Raw genomic sequence first — 19245 nt, 5'->3', positions numbered from 1 at the left:
TTTAGTGTATGATAAAAGAAGAGAGAAAAAAGGGGGAACGACATGGAAACGATCAACACATCGATCTATTTAAGAGATTTCAAAGAAAGCGATGCTGAAGCACTGGCAACACTTGAATATGAAAATCGCGAGTTCTTTCAGCCATTTACTTCATTTAGACAAGAGGATTTTTACACCATCCCCGAACAATTGAAGCGAATTCAGACATTTCAGCAAAGCCGCCAAAAAGACGAAACATATGCAAAAGGAATTTTCCACCGTGCGTCACATCAGCTCATTGGCACAATCACATTATCTGGTGTTGTCAGAGATGTTCTTCAAAGCGCCTGGCTTGGATACGGACTTGATCAAAAACATAATGGAAAAGGCTACACAACTGAAGCAATTGCCCTCATGCTAGATGAGGCATTTCATGTGCTGGATCTTCACAGAATTGAAGCAGGTGTTCAGCCTCATAATATAGGTTCCATACGAGTACTTGAAAAGGCAGGTTTTCAAAAAGAAGGTCTATCTAGACAAAATGTAAAAATCAATGGGGAGTGGAAAGATCATTATTTGTTTGCGATTCTTGCGACGGATGAAAGGCCTCACATTATATCAAAATAAAAACTCCCCAGATGAGGGGTTTTCACTGATTTTAATACAATTTATCTGTTAACTTAGGCTGGACATGGTCCTTTCCATGTCCAGTTTGCTAGCTTTTTGAGATTCATGGCAGCGAAAGTAAGCATCGCCTATATTGAAACTTTTTTGAGTCCACGAAGTTTCGTCCAATTGACTTTGTGTACAGTTATCTAAAAACGAGCAGGACTTGCATATCTCTGAATCAGACGCATATTGCTTATAGCCTTCTCTAGTCGTTGTACGATAATGCCCGTTGGGGCAAATGTAACAATCAAAATATGCATCATACACGTATTCATTCTTTTCAAATAACCAGCTTTTGTTCTTGGCGAATGCGAGGTTTTGTCTACACGCTGAAACTCCCCCATATGAGGGGGAGTTTTTTATGAACTTGAACGGTCTTTTTTCATGACTTTCTCAAATTTGAAAAATTCAAATGTCTCAGGCGCTAAAGGGTCATTTTCTTGATCGTTCTCATGAGGCAAGCTCGGATCTGGATGGTGCAAGTGATAAAACTCAACAATCTGAAACCCGCATTTGTTCACATAAAAATGAATGTTGCGCTTTTCAAAATAAGGAGTGACAACTTCCCACACCTTCGTTTCTGGATATTGCGCCTCAATGGCTTTCCATGCTGCCTGACCAATGCCGCGGCTGTGAGATGATGAAGAAATGTATAATAGGTCCACCAAATTGCGGTGTGTGAGAGGGTTGATTTTTAAAACAACCCCTCCTGCTTTTTGACCGTTTAGTAAAATATGATAGACAAGGTTCTCAGCTGAATAAAAAGATTCATCAATCGACTCATCAGGAGGAATTGGTCCACCTTCTGCATCGCCAAATGCATCAATGATGCCAGCTGTGAAAGCATCTTGCAGTTCCTTTTTCATCAAAGGGAAGTCTTCTTGATTTGCAAGTGATAATGTGACTTGATCTTGTGTGATTTTGTTCATGTGTAAATCCTTCCTCCACATATGTGGTGTTTCTGCATGTTATCATAAAGGATGGAGTAACTCCATAGTCAAGAAAGGAGCCCTAAAAATGATGAGCGATGTTCAAAAAACATTTTTAACTGGAGAATTTGCGGCATTATTTGAAGTGAAAAAAGATACACTGCTCTATTATGATAAGATCGATTTGTTTAAGCCGGCAGGTGTTCAGGAAAATGGGTACCGTTATTATACATTTGAACAGTTTGATCATTTCATGGCCATTCAATCTCTTCGTGCTGTTCAATTTCCGATCAAGCAATTAAAACAATACTTTACTGAGCCTTCTCAGGATAAATTGCAAAGTCTTGCGGTTGAGCAAGCAGAAAAGGTCGGGGAGGAGATCCAAAAACTACAGGATATTCAATCTTTTCTTTTTCGTGTGATCGAGACAACGAATGAATTATCATCAGTGAAAACAGGGGAGGTCTTGTTTCAAGAACTGCCAGAAGAACCGATCGTCCTCAGTACATCAAACCCGATTGATTCAAACACACCTATAGAAGAAATTTCTCGAATTGTAGGAGAATTTCTGAAAGGGATTGGTATTAAAGGTGCCGCGGCAAATGGTTCTGTTTTAAACAAGGAGCAGTTTTTGCAGCGTCATTATCATCAATCTGATAGGCTGTTTTGCCGAATGGAAGGGCCGGATGCAGTCAAAAAGCCAGCGGGTCTATATGCAGTCATGTATCAACAAGGAACATATGAAGAGATGGAGACTGCCTATTCACGTTTATTAGATCGAATCGAAGCAGAGGATATGATACTGGATGGGGATGTCTTTGAGGAGTATTTACTTCATTCTCTGATGTCTAAAAATGAAGCGGATTACATGACGAAACTTAGTGTGAAAGTCAGAAAACGGGAAGCTTAAGGCATAACAAAAAGGATAGACAGGCATTTTTTACATGCTGTCTATCCTTTTTGGTGTTGTTTAACCGACTTGGTTTTCGGCAAATTGACTCATATAGAGGTCTGCATAAAAGCCTTTTTCTTTCAAAAGCTCACGATGAGTTCCTTTTTCAATGATCGTGCCATCTTTCATGACTAAAATGAGATCGGCATCTTTAATCGTTGAAAGTCGATGTGCAATGACGAAGCTTGTTCTGCCGTTCATTAATTCATTCATCGCTTTTTGAATATGCATCTCTGTCCGTGTATCGACACTGCTTGTTGCTTCATCTAAGATTAATATCTTCGGATCAGATAAGATGGCACGGGCGATGGTTAACAGTTGACGCTGACCTTGTGAGAGGTTGCCGGCATCTTCTGTTAAGAGTGTGTCATATCCATCTGGAAGGGTGCGGATGAAATCGTCTGCATAGGCATGTTTAGCGGCCTTCAACACATCCTCTTTTGAAACATTTGGTCTGCCATATGCGATGTTGTCATAAATTGTGCCTTCAAAGAGCCATGTATCCTGAAGAACCATCGCAAATAAGTCACGCACTTGCTCTCGGCTGAGGTCGGTGGTTTTTACGCCGCCAATGCGAATGGAGCCTTGATCTAGCTCGTAAAAGCGCATTAACAGATTAATAATCGTTGTTTTTCCAGCGCCTGTTGGCCCAACAATGGCCACCGTTTGTCCTTCTCGGACTTGTAAATTCAAATCTTTAATAATGGGTTGATCTTTCTCATAACCGAAGTGAACGTGCTCAAAGGCCACATCTCCGGAAAGGGATTTAAGATCAATCGCTGCATCTTCTTGCGCATGTTCTTCTTCTTCATCCAGAATTTCAAACACCCGTTCAGCAGAAGCGATAGCAGATTGAACTAAGTTTGCAACACTGGATGCTTGCACAAGCGGCTGCGACATTTGCTGTGTGTATTGGATAAATGCTTGCACATCCCCAACACGAATATTCCCATTAATGACAAGAATTCCGCCAGCAACACTTACCGCCACATAGCCAAGATTCCCAATAAAGGTCATCATCGGCATCATTAAGCCGGAGATAAATTGTGCTTTTCTTGAAGATTCATATAGTTGTTCGTTTAATTGATCAAATGTATCAATGGCTTTCTTTTCATAGCCATACGCACGAACCGTCTGATGTCCTGTGAACATTTCATTAATATGTCCATTGATCATCCCTAGTTCTTTTTGCTGTGCTTTAAAATGCTTTTGCGAAAATGATGTAATGCCTCGAATCGCAAACAAACTAAGAGGCAGCGTCAAACAAACAAGCAGCGTCAGTAGCGGACTGATGAAAAGCATCATGACGACAATTCCAATGACTGTAATGACAGATGTGATCACTTGCGTGAGTGCCTGCTGTAAAGAAGTATTAATATTATCAATGTCGTTCATCACCCGGCTCAGCGTGTCTCCGTGTGTTGTTTTATCAAAATAACGAAGGGGGAGACGTGTGAGCTTGTCATTTGCTTCTTGCCTTAATTCAGCAATGGTCTGCTGCGAGACACCCGCCATCACATATTGCTGCACGAATGAGAAGAGAGATGCTACGACATATAATAGAACAAGCAGCAATAAAATGCGTGAAATGACATCGAATTGAACGCCAGTTCCTTGTGTAAAACTTTCAAATAGGGAAGAGGTGGCATCCCCAAGTAATTTTGGACTGACGACATTAAAAACGGTTGAACCGATCGCTGCAATCAGGACAATGATCAGCTGAAATTTCCTCGGTTTTAAATAGCCCGTTAAACGAAGAAGTGTTTTTTTAAATTCCTTCGGTTTTTGTACTGGGCCCCTTGGGTGACCGCCTTTATGTCCCATTCCAGTAGACATTTTTTTACTCATCCTTGCTCCACCTCCTGACCTTCCTGTGATGCGACTATCTCTTGATAGACAAGGTTATCTTTCAGTAACTGTTCATGTGTACCGATACCTGCTATTTTTCCATCATCTAACACAATGATTTTATCGCTATGCTTCACTGTGCTGATTCTTTGGGCCACAATAATCAAAGCAGCATGTTCTTTTTCAGCTTCTAGCGCTGACCGAAGTTTTGCATCCGTTTTGTAATCAAGGGCAGAGAAGCTATCGTCAAACAGGTAGAATGCGGGTTTTCTTACGAGTGCTCTTGCGATCGAAAGACGTTGTTTTTGACCGCCAGAGAGATTCGAACCCCCTTGGTCTATCTCTGCGTGAATTCCGCCATCTTTTTGCAAAACAAATTCTTCGGCCTGTGCTGTCCGCAGTGCCTGCCAAATCTCGTCATCTGTAGCATCTCGTTTGCCAAAGCGCACATTATCAGCAATGGTTCCGCTAAATAAAATGGCTTTTTGAGAAACATAACCCATCTGACTTCTCAGTTTCTCTTGAGGCAATTCTCTAATATCGACACCATCTAATGTAATTTTTCCTTCTGTTGCCTCGTAAAAACGTGTCATCAGCTGAAGAAGGGTCGTTTTCCCGGAACCTGTACTGCCGATGATCGCCGTCGTTTCACCTTTTTTGGCTTCAAACGTCATGTCTTGAACGGCTGGTTTTTCAGCATTTGAATAATAAAATGACACATTCTCAAAGCGAATGGACTGGGCTGGCTGATCAAGTTTAGTGACAGCTTCTTTTTTGTCTTTAATTTTTGGTTCTAGATTTAACACTTCATTCATCCGTTTAGCTGATGCCTGAGCTCTAGGCACCATAATAAAACTCATAGACAGCATAATGAGTGCCATTAAAATCATCATCGCATATTGAATGAAGGCGATCAGATTCCCAACTTCCATCTGTCCGGCATCAATCCGATTAGCGCCAATCCAGACAATGCCGATATTCGTGAAGTTCATGATAATGAGCATAAAAGGGAACAAGTACGCCATTAATCGATTGACCTTAAGGCCAGTATCCTTATACGATGTATTGGCTTCTTGAAAACGTTCCTTTTCGTCATCTACTCGGTTAAACGCACGAATGACCCGAATGCCTGAAAGCGACTCTCTCATAATCAAGTTCAGCCGGTCCGTTTTTTTCTGAAGCTGGCCAAAGAGGGGGATTGCTTTTCTTGACACCAAATAAATGAACCCGCCAAGAAGGGGAAGAGCTGCTAAAAAGATGAGAGATAACACAGCATCTCTAGATACAGCCAAAATAATTCCACCAACGAGCATAAGAGGCGCCCGTGTCATCATTTGTAAGATCATGATCGTGACATCTTGAACTTGTTTCACATCATTTGTTGATCTTGTAATAAAGGAAGATGTCCCGATTTTTTGAAATTCTTCTAATGAAAATTGTTCGACATGCACAAACAGCTGTCTTCTCATATCACGCCCGAAGCCTAGAGCTGTCTTAGATGACAAGTAGGACTTCCAAATCGTGAGCAAGATGGCAAGTAAAGAACAAGCCACCATCCAGCCCCCAACCTTCCATATATAAGCGACATCTCCTTGGACGATCCCGACATCAACGATATCTGCCGTAAGCGTCGGTAAATACAGCTGGAGCATACTGCTTAAAAAGGTGAGAATCACAATGGACACAACTGATAGCCGATAGGGCTTTAAAAACGATAAAATTGATTTCATACGATTACCTTTCTTCCATATAGTCTGTTGTTCTGTAACTCATCATATACAAAGAGGGATTATTTCTACAAATGAAATGTCTTGTTTTAATGAATTATTTATATTGTTCAATTTTTGAAAAGAAGTCCTTTACAAACATATAAAAATCATGGGCAGAAGGAGACATCTCTCTCGATTTAGAAGCAATAATTCCGACCGTTCTTCTCACTTGAGGGAAATCAATGGGAATTTTCACTGTAAATCGCGGTGTTGTTTCATAAAAAGCACTTTCGGGTAATAAGGTAACGCCCATACCCGCTGACACAAGACCTTTAATGGCATCCAAATCTTCTCCTTCAGATGAGATAGTAGGCTCATAGCCAGCCTGCTTACAGGCATCAACCGCAATTTGTCTCAGCACATATCCTTCAGGAAATAAAACGAAATGGTCTTTTCTCAAATCACTTAAATGAATACTTCTTTGCCCGCTAAAGGGGTGACTAATAGGTAAAAGGGCATAAATGCTTTCGGAAAACAAGATATTTCCTTCTATTTGAGGATCGTTTGTCGGGACGGGTCCTAAAAAGGCAAGATCAATGTCTCGATTTTTGACAGCTTCAATCAGAAATTTATAGGAACCTTGACGAAGTAAAAAATCGACCTCTGGATATTCCAGCTTAAATGCGGAAATGACAGAAGGGAGCACTTGGCTTGCTAGACTTGTAGGAAATCCAATGTTCACTGTCCCTTTGTGGGGGTCTAAGTATTCATCAATTTGTTCTTTGGCGTAATCTATCGCTTTTAGGGCGGTTCTGACATGGTCCAAAAATTGTCTGCCGATTTTCGTTAATTTGATATTTCGTCCTTCTCGTTCGAATAAAGCCACTCCAAGTTCTTCTTCTAAATTGGCAATCTGCCGGCTGATGGCAGATTGGGCAACGTGTAAGTTTTCAGCCGCTTCTGACACGTGTTCACGGTCAGCAACTTCTACAAAATAACGTAATTGACGAAGCTCCATTTTTGCACTTCACACCCATCTATCTCAAAAAGAGATTGTTTTGATCTAAATTATATATTGTTTATATTAATTTGAAAACTTAAAATAAGTTACAGAGTTTGTGAGATTTTATTACTGTGAAAAAACGGATCTTTTAAACGGGGGAGAGAAACGATGACTTATAATCAACTACCACAACCACAAGGTCTCTACCGTCCTGAATTTGAACATGATGCATGTGGAATCGGACTGTACGCCCATTTAAAAGGGGAGGCGACACATAGCATCGTCAAAAAGGGATTGCAAATGCTGTGCCAGCTTGATCACCGCGGCGGGCAAGGCAGTGATCCGTATACAGGTGATGGTGCCGGATTAATGGTACAACTGCCAGACGCTTTTTTTAGAAAGAACTGCCAAGACTTTGCACTTCCTGAAAAGGGCCGTTACGGGGTAGGAATGGTGTTCTTTTCAAAAGATGATGATGCCAAAACGCGTCAAGCGATCGAACAAAAGATCAACGGCTTCATTAAACAAGAAGGGCAAACATTAATTGGCTGGAGAACGGTCCCTGTTGATGCTGGGAAAATTGGAACGGTTGCAGCGAAGAGCTGTCCGGTTGTCCGGCAAGTGTTCATCGGAGCAAACGACAACGTAACAGACCGTTTGTCATTTGAACGAAAATTATACGTCATCCGTAAGCAGGCTGAAAACTGGGGAACAGCAGAAGAAAAACAATTTTACTTTGTCAGTCTGTCTAGTCAAACCATTGTATATAAGGGGCTTTTAACATCAGATCAAGTTGATGCTTTTTATCTTGATCTACAGGATGAAACATTTGTTTCTGCATTTTCACTCGTTCATTCAAGATTTAGTACAAATACATTCCCGACATGGGAACGAGCGCATCCAAACCGTTACTTAATTCATAACGGAGAAATCAACACATTAAGAGGAAACATCAATTGGATGAGAGCAAGAGAACAACAATTTGTGTCTGAAGCCTTCGGAGAAGATCTAGACAAGATTTTGCCAGTGCTGAATGCAGACGGAAGTGATTCATCCATTTTAGACAATGCCTTTGAATTTTTCGTGCTTGCAGGGCGTACTCCTGCTCATACAGCGATGATGCTGATTCCTGAGCCGTGGACGGAGAATACGCACATGTCTAAAGAGAAACGGGCATTTTATGAATATCATAGTTCGTTAATGGAGCCGTGGGATGGCCCGACAGCGATTTCGTTTACGGATGGTAAACAAATCGGCGCCATCTTAGATCGGAACGGATTAAGACCTGCGAGATACTACGTAACAAATGACGATCATATCATTTTCTCATCTGAGGTCGGCGTCATCGACACAAATGAAGAAGATGTGAAGTATAAAGACCGTCTTGAACCAGGTAAAATGCTGTTAATCGATTTAGAAGAAGGACGCATTATTTCTGATGAAGAAGTGAAATCTTCGATTGCGAATGAACTTCCTTATCAAAAATGGCTCGATGAAGAAATGGTTCACGTCAATCGCTCTGAAGAAAATTCAGAAAATTCTAGTATAATGAGTGATTTGTTAACACGTCAGCGTGCTTTCCATTATACGTACGAAGACATTCAAAAATATTTAATTCCTTTACTAGAAGAAGGCAAGGACCCAATCGGCTCAATGGGAAGTGATACACCGCTTGCTGTGTTATCAGATCGTGCGCAGTCGCTGTTTTCTTATTTTAAACAGCTGTTTGCTCAAGTCACGAACCCGCCAATTGATGCCATTCGTGAGCAGCTCGTTACATCGACCATGACTTGGTTAGGTGCTGAGGGAGATATTTTACATCCAAATGAATATTCATGCCGAAGAATTAAACTTTATACACCTGTTTTAACAAGCGGGCAGTTCAACGGCTTGAAAACGATTGTTCATAACGCCTTTAAAAGCAAAACGATTCATACACTTTTCACTGATGACCTAAAACGTGGTCTTGATGCGATGTTTGAAGAGGCAGAAAAAGCCATTCGTGAAGGGGTATCTTTACTAATTCTTTCCGATCGTGACATGACGGAAGAAAAAGTGCCGATTCCACCACTTCTTGCATTGAGTGCACTTCATCAGCATCTTGTGCGTCAAGGCTTACGAACAAAGGTGAGCTTAATCGTCGAATCTGGAGAAGTAAGAGAGGTTCATCATTTTGCGGCACTGATTGGCTACGGTGCAGATGCGATCCATCCGTACCTCGTTTACGAAACATACAAACAGCTTATTGCTGAAGAAGCGATTGCGATTAGCTTTGATGAAGCTGTCACAAAGTTTGGGAAAAGTGTGACTGAGGGCGTAGTTAAAGTAATGTCTAAAGTGGGAATTTCCACTGTCCAAAGCTATCGAGGCGCACAAATTTTTGAAGCAGTCGGCATTAGTGAAGATGTCATCCAGGCGTATTTCACAGGAACAGCTTCTCAGCTAGGCGGTATTGATCTTGACACCATTGCAAGTGAAGCAAAGCTTCGTCATGAGGCTGGGTATCAGGCATCAACTGATCAAACGCTAGAATCAGGCAGTGAGTTCCAGTGGAGAAAAAATGGAGAGCATCATGCCTTTAATCCAAAAACCATTCATACCCTTCAGTGGGCATGCCGCAACGAAGATTATGATCTATTTAAGCAATATACGAAGGCGGCGGATGAAGAACGAATTGGTTTCCTTAGAAATCTATTTGCTTTTCGTTCAAAACAAAAGCCAGTTCGTCTAGAAGAAGTTGAATCTGCTGAATCCATTGTACGCCGCTTTAAGACAGGTGCGATGTCATTTGGTTCACTAAGTAAAGAAGCGCATGAAGCACTAGCGATTGCGATGAACCGAATTGGCGGCAAAAGCAACAGCGGAGAAGGCGGGGAAGACCCTGCACGCTTCACAGTAGATGAGCACGGGGATGATCGCAGAAGTGCGATTAAACAGATTGCTTCTGGCCGCTTTGGCGTGAAAAGTCATTATTTAGTCAATGCAGATGAACTGCAAATTAAAATGGCGCAAGGTGCAAAGCCGGGAGAAGGCGGACAGCTGCCAGGAAATAAAGTATATCCTTGGGTCGCAGACGTACGTGGTTCTACGCCAGGTGTTGGCCTAATCTCACCACCGCCTCACCATGATATTTATTCAATCGAGGATTTGGCTCAATTGATCCATGATTTGAAAAACGCAAACCGTGATGCACGCATCAGTGTCAAGCTAGTTTCTAAAGCTGGCGTTGGTACGATTGCAGCAGGTGTCGCAAAAGGGACAGCGGATGTCATCGTAATTAGTGGATATGATGGCGGTACTGGAGCTTCTCCGAAAACAAGTATTAAACATACAGGACTTCCTTGGGAGCTTGGATTGGCAGAAGCGCATCAAACCCTTGTCTTAAACGGCCTTCGAGAGCGAGTCGTTCTTGAAACGGATGGCAAATTAATGACAGGACGCGACGTTGTCATGGCTGCGATTTTAGGAGCAGAAGAATACGGCTTTGCGACAGCTCCACTTGTCGTATTAGGATGCGTCATGATGAGAGCATGTCATTTAGATACTTGCCCAGTCGGAGTCGCTACTCAAAACCCAGAACTTCGCAAAAAATTCATGGGTGACCCTGATCACATTGTCAACTTCATGATGTTTATTGCAGAGGAAGTAAGAGAAATTTTAGCTGAACTTGGCTTTACATCAATGGATGAATTGATAGGGCGTACGGATGTTTTATCAGTAAGTGAAAGAGCAAAAGCACACTGGAAAGCAGGACAGCTGAACCTTGAAACCCTGCTATATCAGCCAGAGGGAGCACGCACATTCAGAACGCCGCAAAATCATAAAATTGATGAATCACTGGATATGAATGAGATTCTCCCTTATGTACAGGAAGCGCTCGATCATCAAACACCAGTTGATCTGTCACTAAACATTCGCAACATTCACCGTGTAGCTGGAACGATTACGGGCAGTGAAGTGTCTAAGCGCTACGGAGAAGAAGGTCTGCCAGAGGATACGATCACACTTCGGTTCACTGGTTCAGCTGGACAAAGCTTCGGCGCATTTGTTCCAAAGGGGATGTCTTTATATTTAACAGGTGACTCAAATGACTATATCGGCAAAGGACTCTCTGGAGGCAAAATTGCTGTCAAAACATCTGATCACTTTGTACAAAATGGACATGAGAACGTGATTGTCGGTAACGTTGCATTTTACGGCGCGACAAGCGGAAAAGCGTATATTAACGGTCGTGCAGGTGAACGATTTGCCGTTCGTAATTCAGGTGTCAATGTGGTCGTTGAAGGAATCGGTGATCACGGCTGTGAATACATGACTGGCGGACGTGTTGTCATTTTAGGTGACGTTGGGAAGAACTTTGGCGCAGGGATGTCTGGCGGTATCGCTTACGTGCATACATCCGATGCAAAACAGTTCAAAAGAATGTGTAACATGGAAATGATCATGTTTGAAAAACTCACAGATCACGAAGAAGAACAAGAAGTGAAGCAAATGATTCAGGAACACCTTGATTATACAAACAGCTCAAAAGCAGCAGCGCTTCTAGAGAATTGGGCACAAGAAAAGAATCATTTCATTAAGATCATTCCAAGAAATTATAAAATGATGCTTCAAAGCATTGAGGAACAAAAACAAGCAGGCCTCAGCCACGAGGAAGCTGTTATGTTCGCATTTGAAGCAAACACAAAACCGAAAAATAAAGAAACGGCAAACGGGCAAAAAGCAGCCGTCGCTCATTAAGAAAGGGGAGAGGACAATGGGCAAAGCAACAGGTTTTATGGATTATAAAAGAGAAAAGCCAAATGAACGTGACCCTCTCACTCGTCAAAATGACTGGAAAGAATATTCAGCTCCTTATACAGATGAGGTATTGAAACAGCAGGGTGCTAGATGTATGGATTGCGGAACACCGTTTTGTCAAATTGGAATGGAGATCAGGGGCGGCGTTTCTGGCTGCCCGATCTACAATTTAATTCCAGAATGGAATGACCTTGTCTACCGGGGCAGATGGAAAGAAGCGCTTGAAAGACTACAAAAAACGAACAATTTCCCTGAATTTACTGGAAGAGTATGTCCAGCACCTTGTGAAGGCTCATGTACCGTCGCGATCAATGATCCAGCAGTATCGATTAAAAATATCGAACGGACGATCATTGATAAAGGTTTTGAAAATGGCTGGATTACACCAAGAATTCCTTCAAGTCGTACAGGGAAAAAGGTTGCTATTGTCGGATCAGGACCAGCAGGACTGGCAAGTGCAGACCAACTAAACCAGGCAGGACACGCTGTAACCGTGTTTGAACGATCTGATCGTCTAGGCGGACTGCTCACTTATGGTATTCCGAATATGAAGCTCGACAAAGAAGTCGTTGAGCGCAGAGTTAAACTACTAAGACAAGAAGGCATTGACTTTGTGACCAATACAGAAATTGGTGTGGATATCACGGCTGATGAACTGAAAGAGCAATTTGATGCGGTCATCCTTTGTACAGGTGCACAAAAGCAGCGTGACCTGTTAATTGAAGGCAGGGAAGCAAAAGGGATTCACCTGGCAATGGATTATTTAACACTCGCAACAAAAAGTATGCTTGATTCAGGATTCAAAGATAAAAACTTTATTGACGCAAAAGGGAAAGACGTCATTGTGATTGGCGGAGGAGATACAGGCGCTGACTGCGTCGCAACTGCACTTCGCCAAAAAGCAAAAAGTGTTGTTCAATTCGGAAAGCATCCAAAGCTTCCAGATACACGTGTAGGGGATAACATGTGGCCAGAACAGCCTTATGTCTTCTCTCTAGATTATGCTTACGAAGAAGCACAAGCAAAATTTGGAGAAGACCCGCGCCAATATTCGATTCAAACCACAAAGATTGTGGCTGATAAAAATGGGAAGTTAAAAGAGCTTCATACCATTCAAATGGAAAAGGTGAAAAACGAGCAAGGGAAGTTTGAATTTCATGAGATTCCAGGAACAGAGAAGGTATGGCCAGCTCAGCTAGTCTTTATTGCGATTGGTTTTGAGGGAACTGAACAGCCACTAGTGAAACACTTTGGCGTGGACAGCAAAAACAATCGGATTGACGCAAAATATGGGGAATATACAACGAATGTAGAAGGCGTATTTGCAGCGGGAGATGCAAGACGCGGTCAAAGCTTGATTGTCTGGGCGATTAACGAAGGCAGACAAGTGGCACATGAGGTAGACCGTTATTTAATGGGGAGTTCGGTTCTGCCAAAATAGGTCAAACAAAGGGTGTTTACCATATATAGAGAAAAGCCATGACCAAAGAGTGGTCATGGCTTTTTATGATTCAGACATGGTTGGCTGGATAATGACTTTTTTACGTTTGAACTGGGATACAACCAAACAGAGGAAGACAGCAAGAACAAAAAGAGAAATGGTCAAAAAACCAAACGTATAGGAGCCCGTCATTTCTTTTAAACTGCCAAGAACGTTTGGTAAAAAGAATCCCCCAATGCCTCCTGCAGCCCCTACAATTCCAGTCACAATCCCAATTTCCTTATGAAACACTTGCGGGACAAGCTGGAAAACAGCTCCATTTCCCATACCGAGACACATCATTCCGACAAATAAAAGCGCAATGACCACTGGTAAAGCAGGTAGACTACTCACTGCCCCTAAACAGATACCAATCAAAGCAAATAAACCGAGCAGTACTTTCATCCCGCCAATTTTATCGGCGATCAAACCGCCAACTGGCCGAAAGAAGCTGCCTGCCGCCACACAAAGCGTCACAAAATCACCGGCATGAATTTTTGAAATCGCATATTGGTCCACAAAGAAAATACTCAAGAAACTTGAAAGGCCGACAAAACCACCGAATGTAATCGCATAAAGCAGGCAGAAAAACCACGTTGTTTTCACTTGAAAGACTGAAAAATAGGACCGAAGCGGCTGAGGGGCGGGCTGGTTTGGTGCATCTTTTGCTGTGAAAATAAAAAACAAAAAGACGAAACTTAAAGGAATAAGAGCGAGCCCCATCACTGTATGCCAGCCATACACCTCCGCAAGCCTTGGTCCAAAGAGTGTCGAGATCAGTGTTCCGCTGTTTCCGGCGCCGGCAATTCCCATCGCTATCCCTTGTAAATGAGGAGGATACCAGCGGCTTGCCATCGGTAAAGCGACCGCAAAACTCGCACCTGCAACCCCTAATAAAATCCCGATCAGTACTAGCTCTGAAAGGGTTGTACCACCGAAAAACCCCCATATGAGCGGAATGGTGGTCAAAATCATGCCCATCATCGCTGTTTTTTTAGGTCCCATTCGGTCTGTTAATAGGCCTAGCACAATTCGAAAAAAAGATCCCGATAAAATCGGAATGGCTACAATCATGCCTTTTTCTATTGTCGATAAGGCAAAATCTTGTGCAATAAAAGCACCGAGTGCCCCCAGTAAAACCCAAATCATGAAACTCACGTCAAAATATAAAAATGAACCAAACAATGTCTTAGGATGACCACTAGAAGTCAATTCTGAGAGTTTCACAAAACCCCTCCTTTATTTTGAATTTTCTGACTTAAAGATAGCGAGTTGATAGAAGGAATGGAAGTATTGTGTTAGAAAAAATGACATGGATAAACACTTTTTTACAAATGTGTGCCATAATCTAGGCAAACATTGCTTTGGCGCAAAAAGCTAGAAAGGTTGATCTCACATGGCAAAACGTAAACTCTTGTTTATCGGAAATGGCATGGCGAGTATGAAATGTATCGAACATATCGTAAAGAAACAGCCAGAACGCTATTCCATCACAATCATTGGAAAAGAGAAGCACCCAGCTTACAATCGAATAAAACTTTCATCGGTTTTACAAAAAAGTGAATCATTGTCTCAGATTGAACTAAAGCCAAAAGAATGGTACACCAAACATGACATCACCATCCAAACAGGCGAAGCAGTTGTCCACATCGATACAAAGCGTCAATTGCTCATGACAGAAGCACGCCGGAATATCCCGTATGACAAACTGGTTATCGCCACAGGCTCATCGCCTCATTTTCTGCCTATACAAGGCGTATCCAAAAAAGGGGTCTATGCTTTTCGTACGATTGACGATTATGAGGCCATTTACGCTGATTCTTTACGCTATGAGCGTGCAGCAGTCATTGGAGGTGGTGTACTTGGTGTGGAAGTGGCCGCTGGTTTACAGATCGCTGGACTGAAGACAACCTTGATTCATCACACGGATTGGCTTATGCAACGCCACTTAGATGAAACAGCTGCAGGGCTTTTGTCTCAACAATTAAGTCGCAAGGGGATTCAGGTAAAAACAAATGCTCATACGATTGCATGTTTAGGAAACGAGAGAGTAGAAGGCGTTCTGTTAAAAAGTGGAGACATCGTGGATGCTGATCTTGTGGTTTTCACAACAGGGGTCCGTCCGAATATAGAGCTTGCAAAACAGCACGGCATTCATACAAGAAAAGCCATTGTTGTAAATGATGTCATGCAGACAAACGTTGAGAATATTTATGCTATTGGAGAATGTGCAGAGCATAAGGGGATGGTGCACGGTCTTGTGCAGCCTATTTATGAACAAGCAAACGTGCTTGCGAATCATTTATTAGATGAACTGGTCACGAATTTACCTCCTGCCATTTATTCAACAAAATTGAAAGCAAATGACATATCTATTTATTCTGCTGGCAGTATTGTAAACCGATCCCCCTCCGCTTCAGTGGTGACTTACTTAGATGAAGAACAAGAAGTATATAAAAAACTAGTGTTTGAACATGATGTGCTCACAGGCGTTGTATTAGTTGGTCAACTTGAGAGAGCTGAGCAGCTTTTGCAGGATGTAAAAGTGGGGCGTGATAAAAGCGTAGTCATGAAATCACTGAATGAAGAGCAGATATCCCCTTTAGATTCATTAAAAACAGAGGATCTCATCTGCCAATGCCACACGGTGACGAAGGGAGCGATATTCAAAAGCATATCGGCCCATCAGCTGACAAATTTAGAAGAGATAAAAAAACAGACAGGGGCCGCAACGGGCTGCGGAGGCTGTCAAGAGCTTGTTCGTGCCTGCTGCCATGTCTCATCAAATCAGCTAACGGAAGTACTGGACACGTTTTGCTCGTGCACAAATGTAGAGAAACAGACCATTTTTTCGTATATAAAAAATCAGCATCCGCTGAATGAAGAGCAAGTAAGAAGACAATTTAATTGGATGACAGATAACGGCTGTGACAAATGCCGAGCAGCCATTCCATACTATCTTGAGCAGTTTCAAGATCTTTTCGTAAAAGACAGCCCATCAGATCATGAGCACATACTAATGCCTCAGTTATATGGTGGCCGTCTTGATCTGACATTTTTACAGATGATAACCGGATTATTAGAGCAAAAGCAAATTCAGCACGTAGAACTAACGGAGAATAAACGAATTCGGCTGATCGGTATTTCACAAGAGGCCGCCCATATTGTAAAAGAACATGGACACATCATGCCACAAGAAAGCAAGAGACTTTCTCATGTTCTTTCATGTGATTGTCGTCACGATCCATCTGTCACAACACTTGTCATGGAGATCGAAAGACAACTAGAAAACACGCTTTTACCTGCAGTCACATCGATTCATATCGCTGGTCCTTCCTGCGTATGTCATTTCAGCCCCATCTATGACATCTGCATCAAGAAGCAGCTGGATGAATGGGACATTTATATAGGAGGCAGCATACGTCAACCTAAGGCAGGTCAGCTTTTTTATTCTGTGAGCCGAACGGATGAGCTGATTCCTTTTTTAAAAGCACTGCTTGAAGACTATAGAAAACGTGCATATTTTCAAGAATCTATTGGAGACTGGATCCAAAAAAACAGCATCATTTCTATCCGAGAAAAATTGCTCGATGAGGAAATGAGAGAAGAGCTCTGCGAGCAATTTGAGCAAAGTAGACAAAAGGGTGTGAATGTATGAATCAATCTTTTTTACAATATGTGCAGCAAACATCAGAGCAGCAAGAGCGAAAAAGGGTGTTCCCATCTCAATGTCCGTTTTGCAGTATGCAGTGCAAAATGCAATTAGTCGAGCAGCACGCAGAAGGGCGAACACGCTATCAGACGATAGGTATTCATAATCCAACCACGTTCGGCAGGATCTGTATGAAAGGGCAGCATGCCCACCAGCACGCACTGCACAAGGAACGATTGAATTACCCCCTCATCAAAAGAAACGGTCAATTTGTCAAAGTGACTTGGCAAGAGGCACTTGACGAAATCAAAGCACGCACTCAAACCCTTCAGACGGAACATGGGCACGATGCTATCAGTGTGTATGGTAGTGCATCGATTACAAATGAAGAAGCTTATTTACTCGGAAAATTTGCAAGGGTCGCCCTTAAAACGAAATACATTGATTACAACGGAAGACTGTGTATGTCTTCAGCAGCAACAGCAGCTAACCAAACATTTGGACTTGATCGGGGTCTAACCTTTCCGCTTCGTGACATCAAGCATGCCCGGGTTTTACTATTGGTTGGAACCAATATAGCGGAATGTCAGCCGACCCTCATGCCGTACTTGGAAGAAGCTAAAAAGAACGGGGCATTTCTCATCGTGATCGATCCGCGAAAAACAGCAACAGCCAAACTAGCTGACTTACATGTCAGCTTAAGGCCTGGGTCAGATGCTGCACTCGCAAATGGAATCTTACACGTCATGCTTCATGAACAGTTACTAGACGAAGAATTTATTAAAAAACGAACATCAGGTTTTCCAGAAATGAAACAGCATATTTCACACATGTCCCTGCCAGACATTACGCAGCAAACCGGTGTATCGATGAAAGTCATTCAAAAAATAGCGAGAAAATTCGCCCACGAAAAAACAGGCATGATTCTGACTGCAAGAGGCATTGAGCAGCAAATAGACGGGACAGCATCCGTTCGTAATTTCCTGAATATTCTGCTTGTTACTGGGAAAATTGGCCGGATTGGGTGTGGCTATGGTGCCATTACTGGGCAAGGAAATGGACAGGGTGCAAGAGAGCATGGACAAAAAGCAGATCAGCTTCCTGGTTACCGTGATATCACAAACCCAGTACATAGAAAAGAAATGGCTGAAATATGGAAGATCGATGAAAAAGAACTTCCTGGAAAAGGTGTATCTGCTTTTGAAATGTTTGAAAAAATGCAGAAAGGAGAGATAAAAGCGCTCTTTTTAATGTGTTCTAATCCCGTTCAATCAGGTCCGCATGCAAGTTTTATCAAAAAAGCCATCGAGCAGCTGTCCTTTTTTGTCGCAATTGATTTATTTATCTCTGAGACGGCTGCACTCGCAGATGTTATTTTACCAGCTTCGTCATATTTAGAGGACGAAGGGACCATGACGAACATAGAAGGACGCGTTACGCTGAGAGAAGCAACCTATCCACTCAAACACCAAAGAAAGCACGATTGGCAAATCATTTGTGATATAGCAGCAGTATTAGGCAAAGGCGGCTCTTTTTCTTTTTCATCTGCAGAAGACATCTTTGAGGAATTGAGAACAGCAACGAAAGGAGCCAAAGCCGATTATTCCGGTATGACCTATGACAGGTTAAGGAAGACGCAAGGCATATTATGGCCCTGCTCTCATTTGGAAGACCGAGGAACAGAAAGACTATTTGAGCATCAATTCTCACATCCTGATCAATTAGCAAAATTTGCAGTCGTTGCACATGGACAACAGGGTGCAAAAGAATCAGTCAGTCCAGAATATCCACTCTATTTAACGACCGGCAGGGTGATGGCTCATTACCAAACGGGCGTTCAAACAAGAAAAAGCACCTCTCTTGTTGCCCGGCAGTTTGAAGCTTATGCAGAGCTTCATCCTGATACAGCCGAAGCTTATGGACTTCAGCACGGGGAGCTCGTCACCATCCAGTCAAAACGAGGTAGTGTCATCATGAGGTGCCACATAACAGATAGCATCCGAAAAGATACTGTGTTTGTTCCGTTTCACTGGAACAAACATCAATCAATTAACCTATTAATTGGTAAACAGTTAGATCCACACAGTAAAATGCCAGGTTTTAAATATTGTCCTGTACAGCTGTCAGCCTACAAGAATTGAAAACTATGTGAGAAATTTTAACATGTATTTTCCATCTTTGTTTAGATTATGGTACTTTCTAAAAAACGATCACATGAGGGGTG

Annotated in this window: 11 protein-coding genes and 1 pseudogene; 6 read left to right on the top strand and 6 right to left on the bottom strand. The window is 42.3% G+C overall.

Annotated elements, in window-relative coordinates; translation table 11 throughout:
• Positions 1-42: 42 nt before the first annotated feature.
• Positions 43-606, top strand: a complete 564-nt coding sequence (locus MKY11_RS09670) for a GNAT family protein (RefSeq protein WP_178896681.1) — start codon at positions 43-45, stop codon at positions 604-606.
• Positions 607-659: 53 nt separating this feature from the next.
• On the opposite strand, the pseudogene MKY11_RS09665 reads toward MKY11_RS09670, so the two are convergent.
• Both MKY11_RS09665 and MKY11_RS09660 read right to left on the bottom strand, forming a co-directional pair.
• Positions 660-953: pseudogene (locus MKY11_RS09665) on the bottom strand (IS5/IS1182 family transposase); the annotation flags it as partial.
• A gap of 54 nt (positions 954-1007) precedes the next feature.
• Positions 1008-1577: a GNAT family N-acetyltransferase gene (locus MKY11_RS09660; RefSeq protein WP_342501367.1), complete on the bottom strand. Its 570-nt coding sequence runs from the start codon at positions 1575-1577 to the stop codon at positions 1008-1010.
• A gap of 88 nt (positions 1578-1665) precedes the next feature.
• Between MKY11_RS09660 and MKY11_RS09655 the strand changes: the two genes are divergently transcribed.
• Positions 1666-2487, top strand: a complete 822-nt coding sequence (locus tag MKY11_RS09655; RefSeq protein ID WP_017367416.1) for a MerR family transcriptional regulator — start codon at positions 1666-1668, stop codon at positions 2485-2487.
• A 60-nt stretch (positions 2488-2547) separates the two neighbouring features.
• On the opposite strand, the gene MKY11_RS09650 is transcribed toward MKY11_RS09655, so the two are convergent.
• From MKY11_RS09650 to MKY11_RS09640, 3 genes are all read right to left on the bottom strand, one after another.
• Positions 2548-4377 (bottom strand): ABC transporter ATP-binding protein, encoded by a 1830-nt coding sequence (locus tag MKY11_RS09650; protein WP_335350693.1) that lies wholly within the window; start codon positions 4375-4377, stop codon positions 2548-2550.
• Positions 4374-6107: an ABC transporter ATP-binding protein gene (locus MKY11_RS09645; protein WP_041507104.1), complete on the bottom strand. Its 1734-nt coding sequence runs from the start codon at positions 6105-6107 to the stop codon at positions 4374-4376. Before MKY11_RS09645 ends, MKY11_RS09650 begins: the two co-directional genes overlap by 4 nt.
• Before the next feature lie 94 nt (positions 6108-6201).
• The gene (locus MKY11_RS09640) at positions 6202-7104 is read right to left on the bottom strand and encodes a LysR family transcriptional regulator (RefSeq protein WP_024718330.1); all 903 of its coding nucleotides are present in this window, start codon (positions 7102-7104) and stop codon (positions 6202-6204) included.
• Between the two features lie 153 nt (positions 7105-7257).
• Between MKY11_RS09640 and gltB the strand changes: the two genes are divergently transcribed.
• On the top strand, positions 7258-11829 hold the full coding sequence (gene gltB, locus MKY11_RS09635) for a glutamate synthase large subunit (RefSeq protein WP_259254494.1): 4572 nt from the start codon (positions 7258-7260) through the stop codon (positions 11827-11829).
• 16 nt (positions 11830-11845) lie between these two features.
• Positions 11846-13330: a glutamate synthase small subunit gene (gene gltD / locus MKY11_RS09630; RefSeq protein ID WP_008346585.1), complete on the top strand. Its 1485-nt coding sequence runs from the start codon at positions 11846-11848 to the stop codon at positions 13328-13330.
• A 63-nt stretch (positions 13331-13393) separates the two neighbouring features.
• Here the strand turns inward: gltD and MKY11_RS09625 are convergent, their stop codons facing one another.
• Positions 13394-14596, bottom strand: coding sequence for a nitrate/nitrite transporter (locus tag MKY11_RS09625; RefSeq protein WP_342502101.1), 1203 nt, complete (start codon positions 14594-14596; stop codon positions 13394-13396).
• A 169-nt stretch (positions 14597-14765) separates the two neighbouring features.
• Between MKY11_RS09625 and nirB the strand changes: the two genes are divergently transcribed.
• Together nirB and MKY11_RS09615 are read left to right on the top strand one after the other, a co-directional pair.
• A complete protein-coding gene (nirB, locus tag MKY11_RS09620; protein WP_342502100.1) occupies positions 14766-17027 on the top strand; it encodes a nitrite reductase large subunit NirB in 2262 nt (753 codons plus the stop codon).
• Complete coding sequence (locus MKY11_RS09615; RefSeq protein ID WP_342502099.1) at positions 17024-19162, top strand: nitrate reductase; 2139 nt, start codon at positions 17024-17026, stop codon at positions 19160-19162. Before nirB ends, MKY11_RS09615 begins: the two co-directional genes overlap by 4 nt.
• Positions 19163-19245: the final 83 nt, after the last annotated feature.

Source organism: Bacillus sp. FSL W7-1085 (assembly GCF_038595035.1).
GTDB classification, from domain to species: Bacteria; Bacillota; Bacilli; order Bacillales; family Bacillaceae; genus Bacillus; species Bacillus altitudinis.
Note: the sequence above shows the minus strand (reverse complement) of the source record. Positions and strands in the feature narration are given on the sequence as shown.

What these genes read in the sequence shown, in the direction of transcription:
- MKY11_RS09670 (WP_178896681.1), top strand. Translation starts at nt 43, where the DNA reads ATGGAAACGATCAACACATCGATCTATTTAAGAGATTTCAAAGAAAGC.
- MKY11_RS09660 (WP_342501367.1), bottom strand. Translation starts at nt 1,577, where the DNA reads ATGAACAAAATCACACAAGATCAAGTCACATTATCACTTGCAAATCAA.
- MKY11_RS09655 (WP_017367416.1), top strand. Translation starts at nt 1,666, where the DNA reads ATGATGAGCGATGTTCAAAAAACATTTTTAACTGGAGAATTTGCGGCA.
- MKY11_RS09650 (WP_335350693.1), bottom strand. Translation starts at nt 4,377, where the DNA reads ATGAGTAAAAAAATGTCTACTGGAATGGGACATAAAGGCGGTCACCCA.
- MKY11_RS09645 (WP_041507104.1), bottom strand. Translation starts at nt 6,107, where the DNA reads ATGAAATCAATTTTATCGTTTTTAAAGCCCTATCGGCTATCAGTTGTG.
- MKY11_RS09640 (WP_024718330.1), bottom strand. Translation starts at nt 7,104, where the DNA reads ATGGAGCTTCGTCAATTACGTTATTTTGTAGAAGTTGCTGACCGTGAA.
- gltB (WP_259254494.1), top strand. Translation starts at nt 7,258, where the DNA reads ATGACTTATAATCAACTACCACAACCACAAGGTCTCTACCGTCCTGAA.
- gltD (WP_008346585.1), top strand. Translation starts at nt 11,846, where the DNA reads ATGGGCAAAGCAACAGGTTTTATGGATTATAAAAGAGAAAAGCCAAAT.
- nirB (WP_342502100.1), top strand. Translation starts at nt 14,766, where the DNA reads ATGGCAAAACGTAAACTCTTGTTTATCGGAAATGGCATGGCGAGTATG.
- MKY11_RS09615 (WP_342502099.1), top strand. Translation starts at nt 17,024, where the DNA reads ATGAATCAATCTTTTTTACAATATGTGCAGCAAACATCAGAGCAGCAA.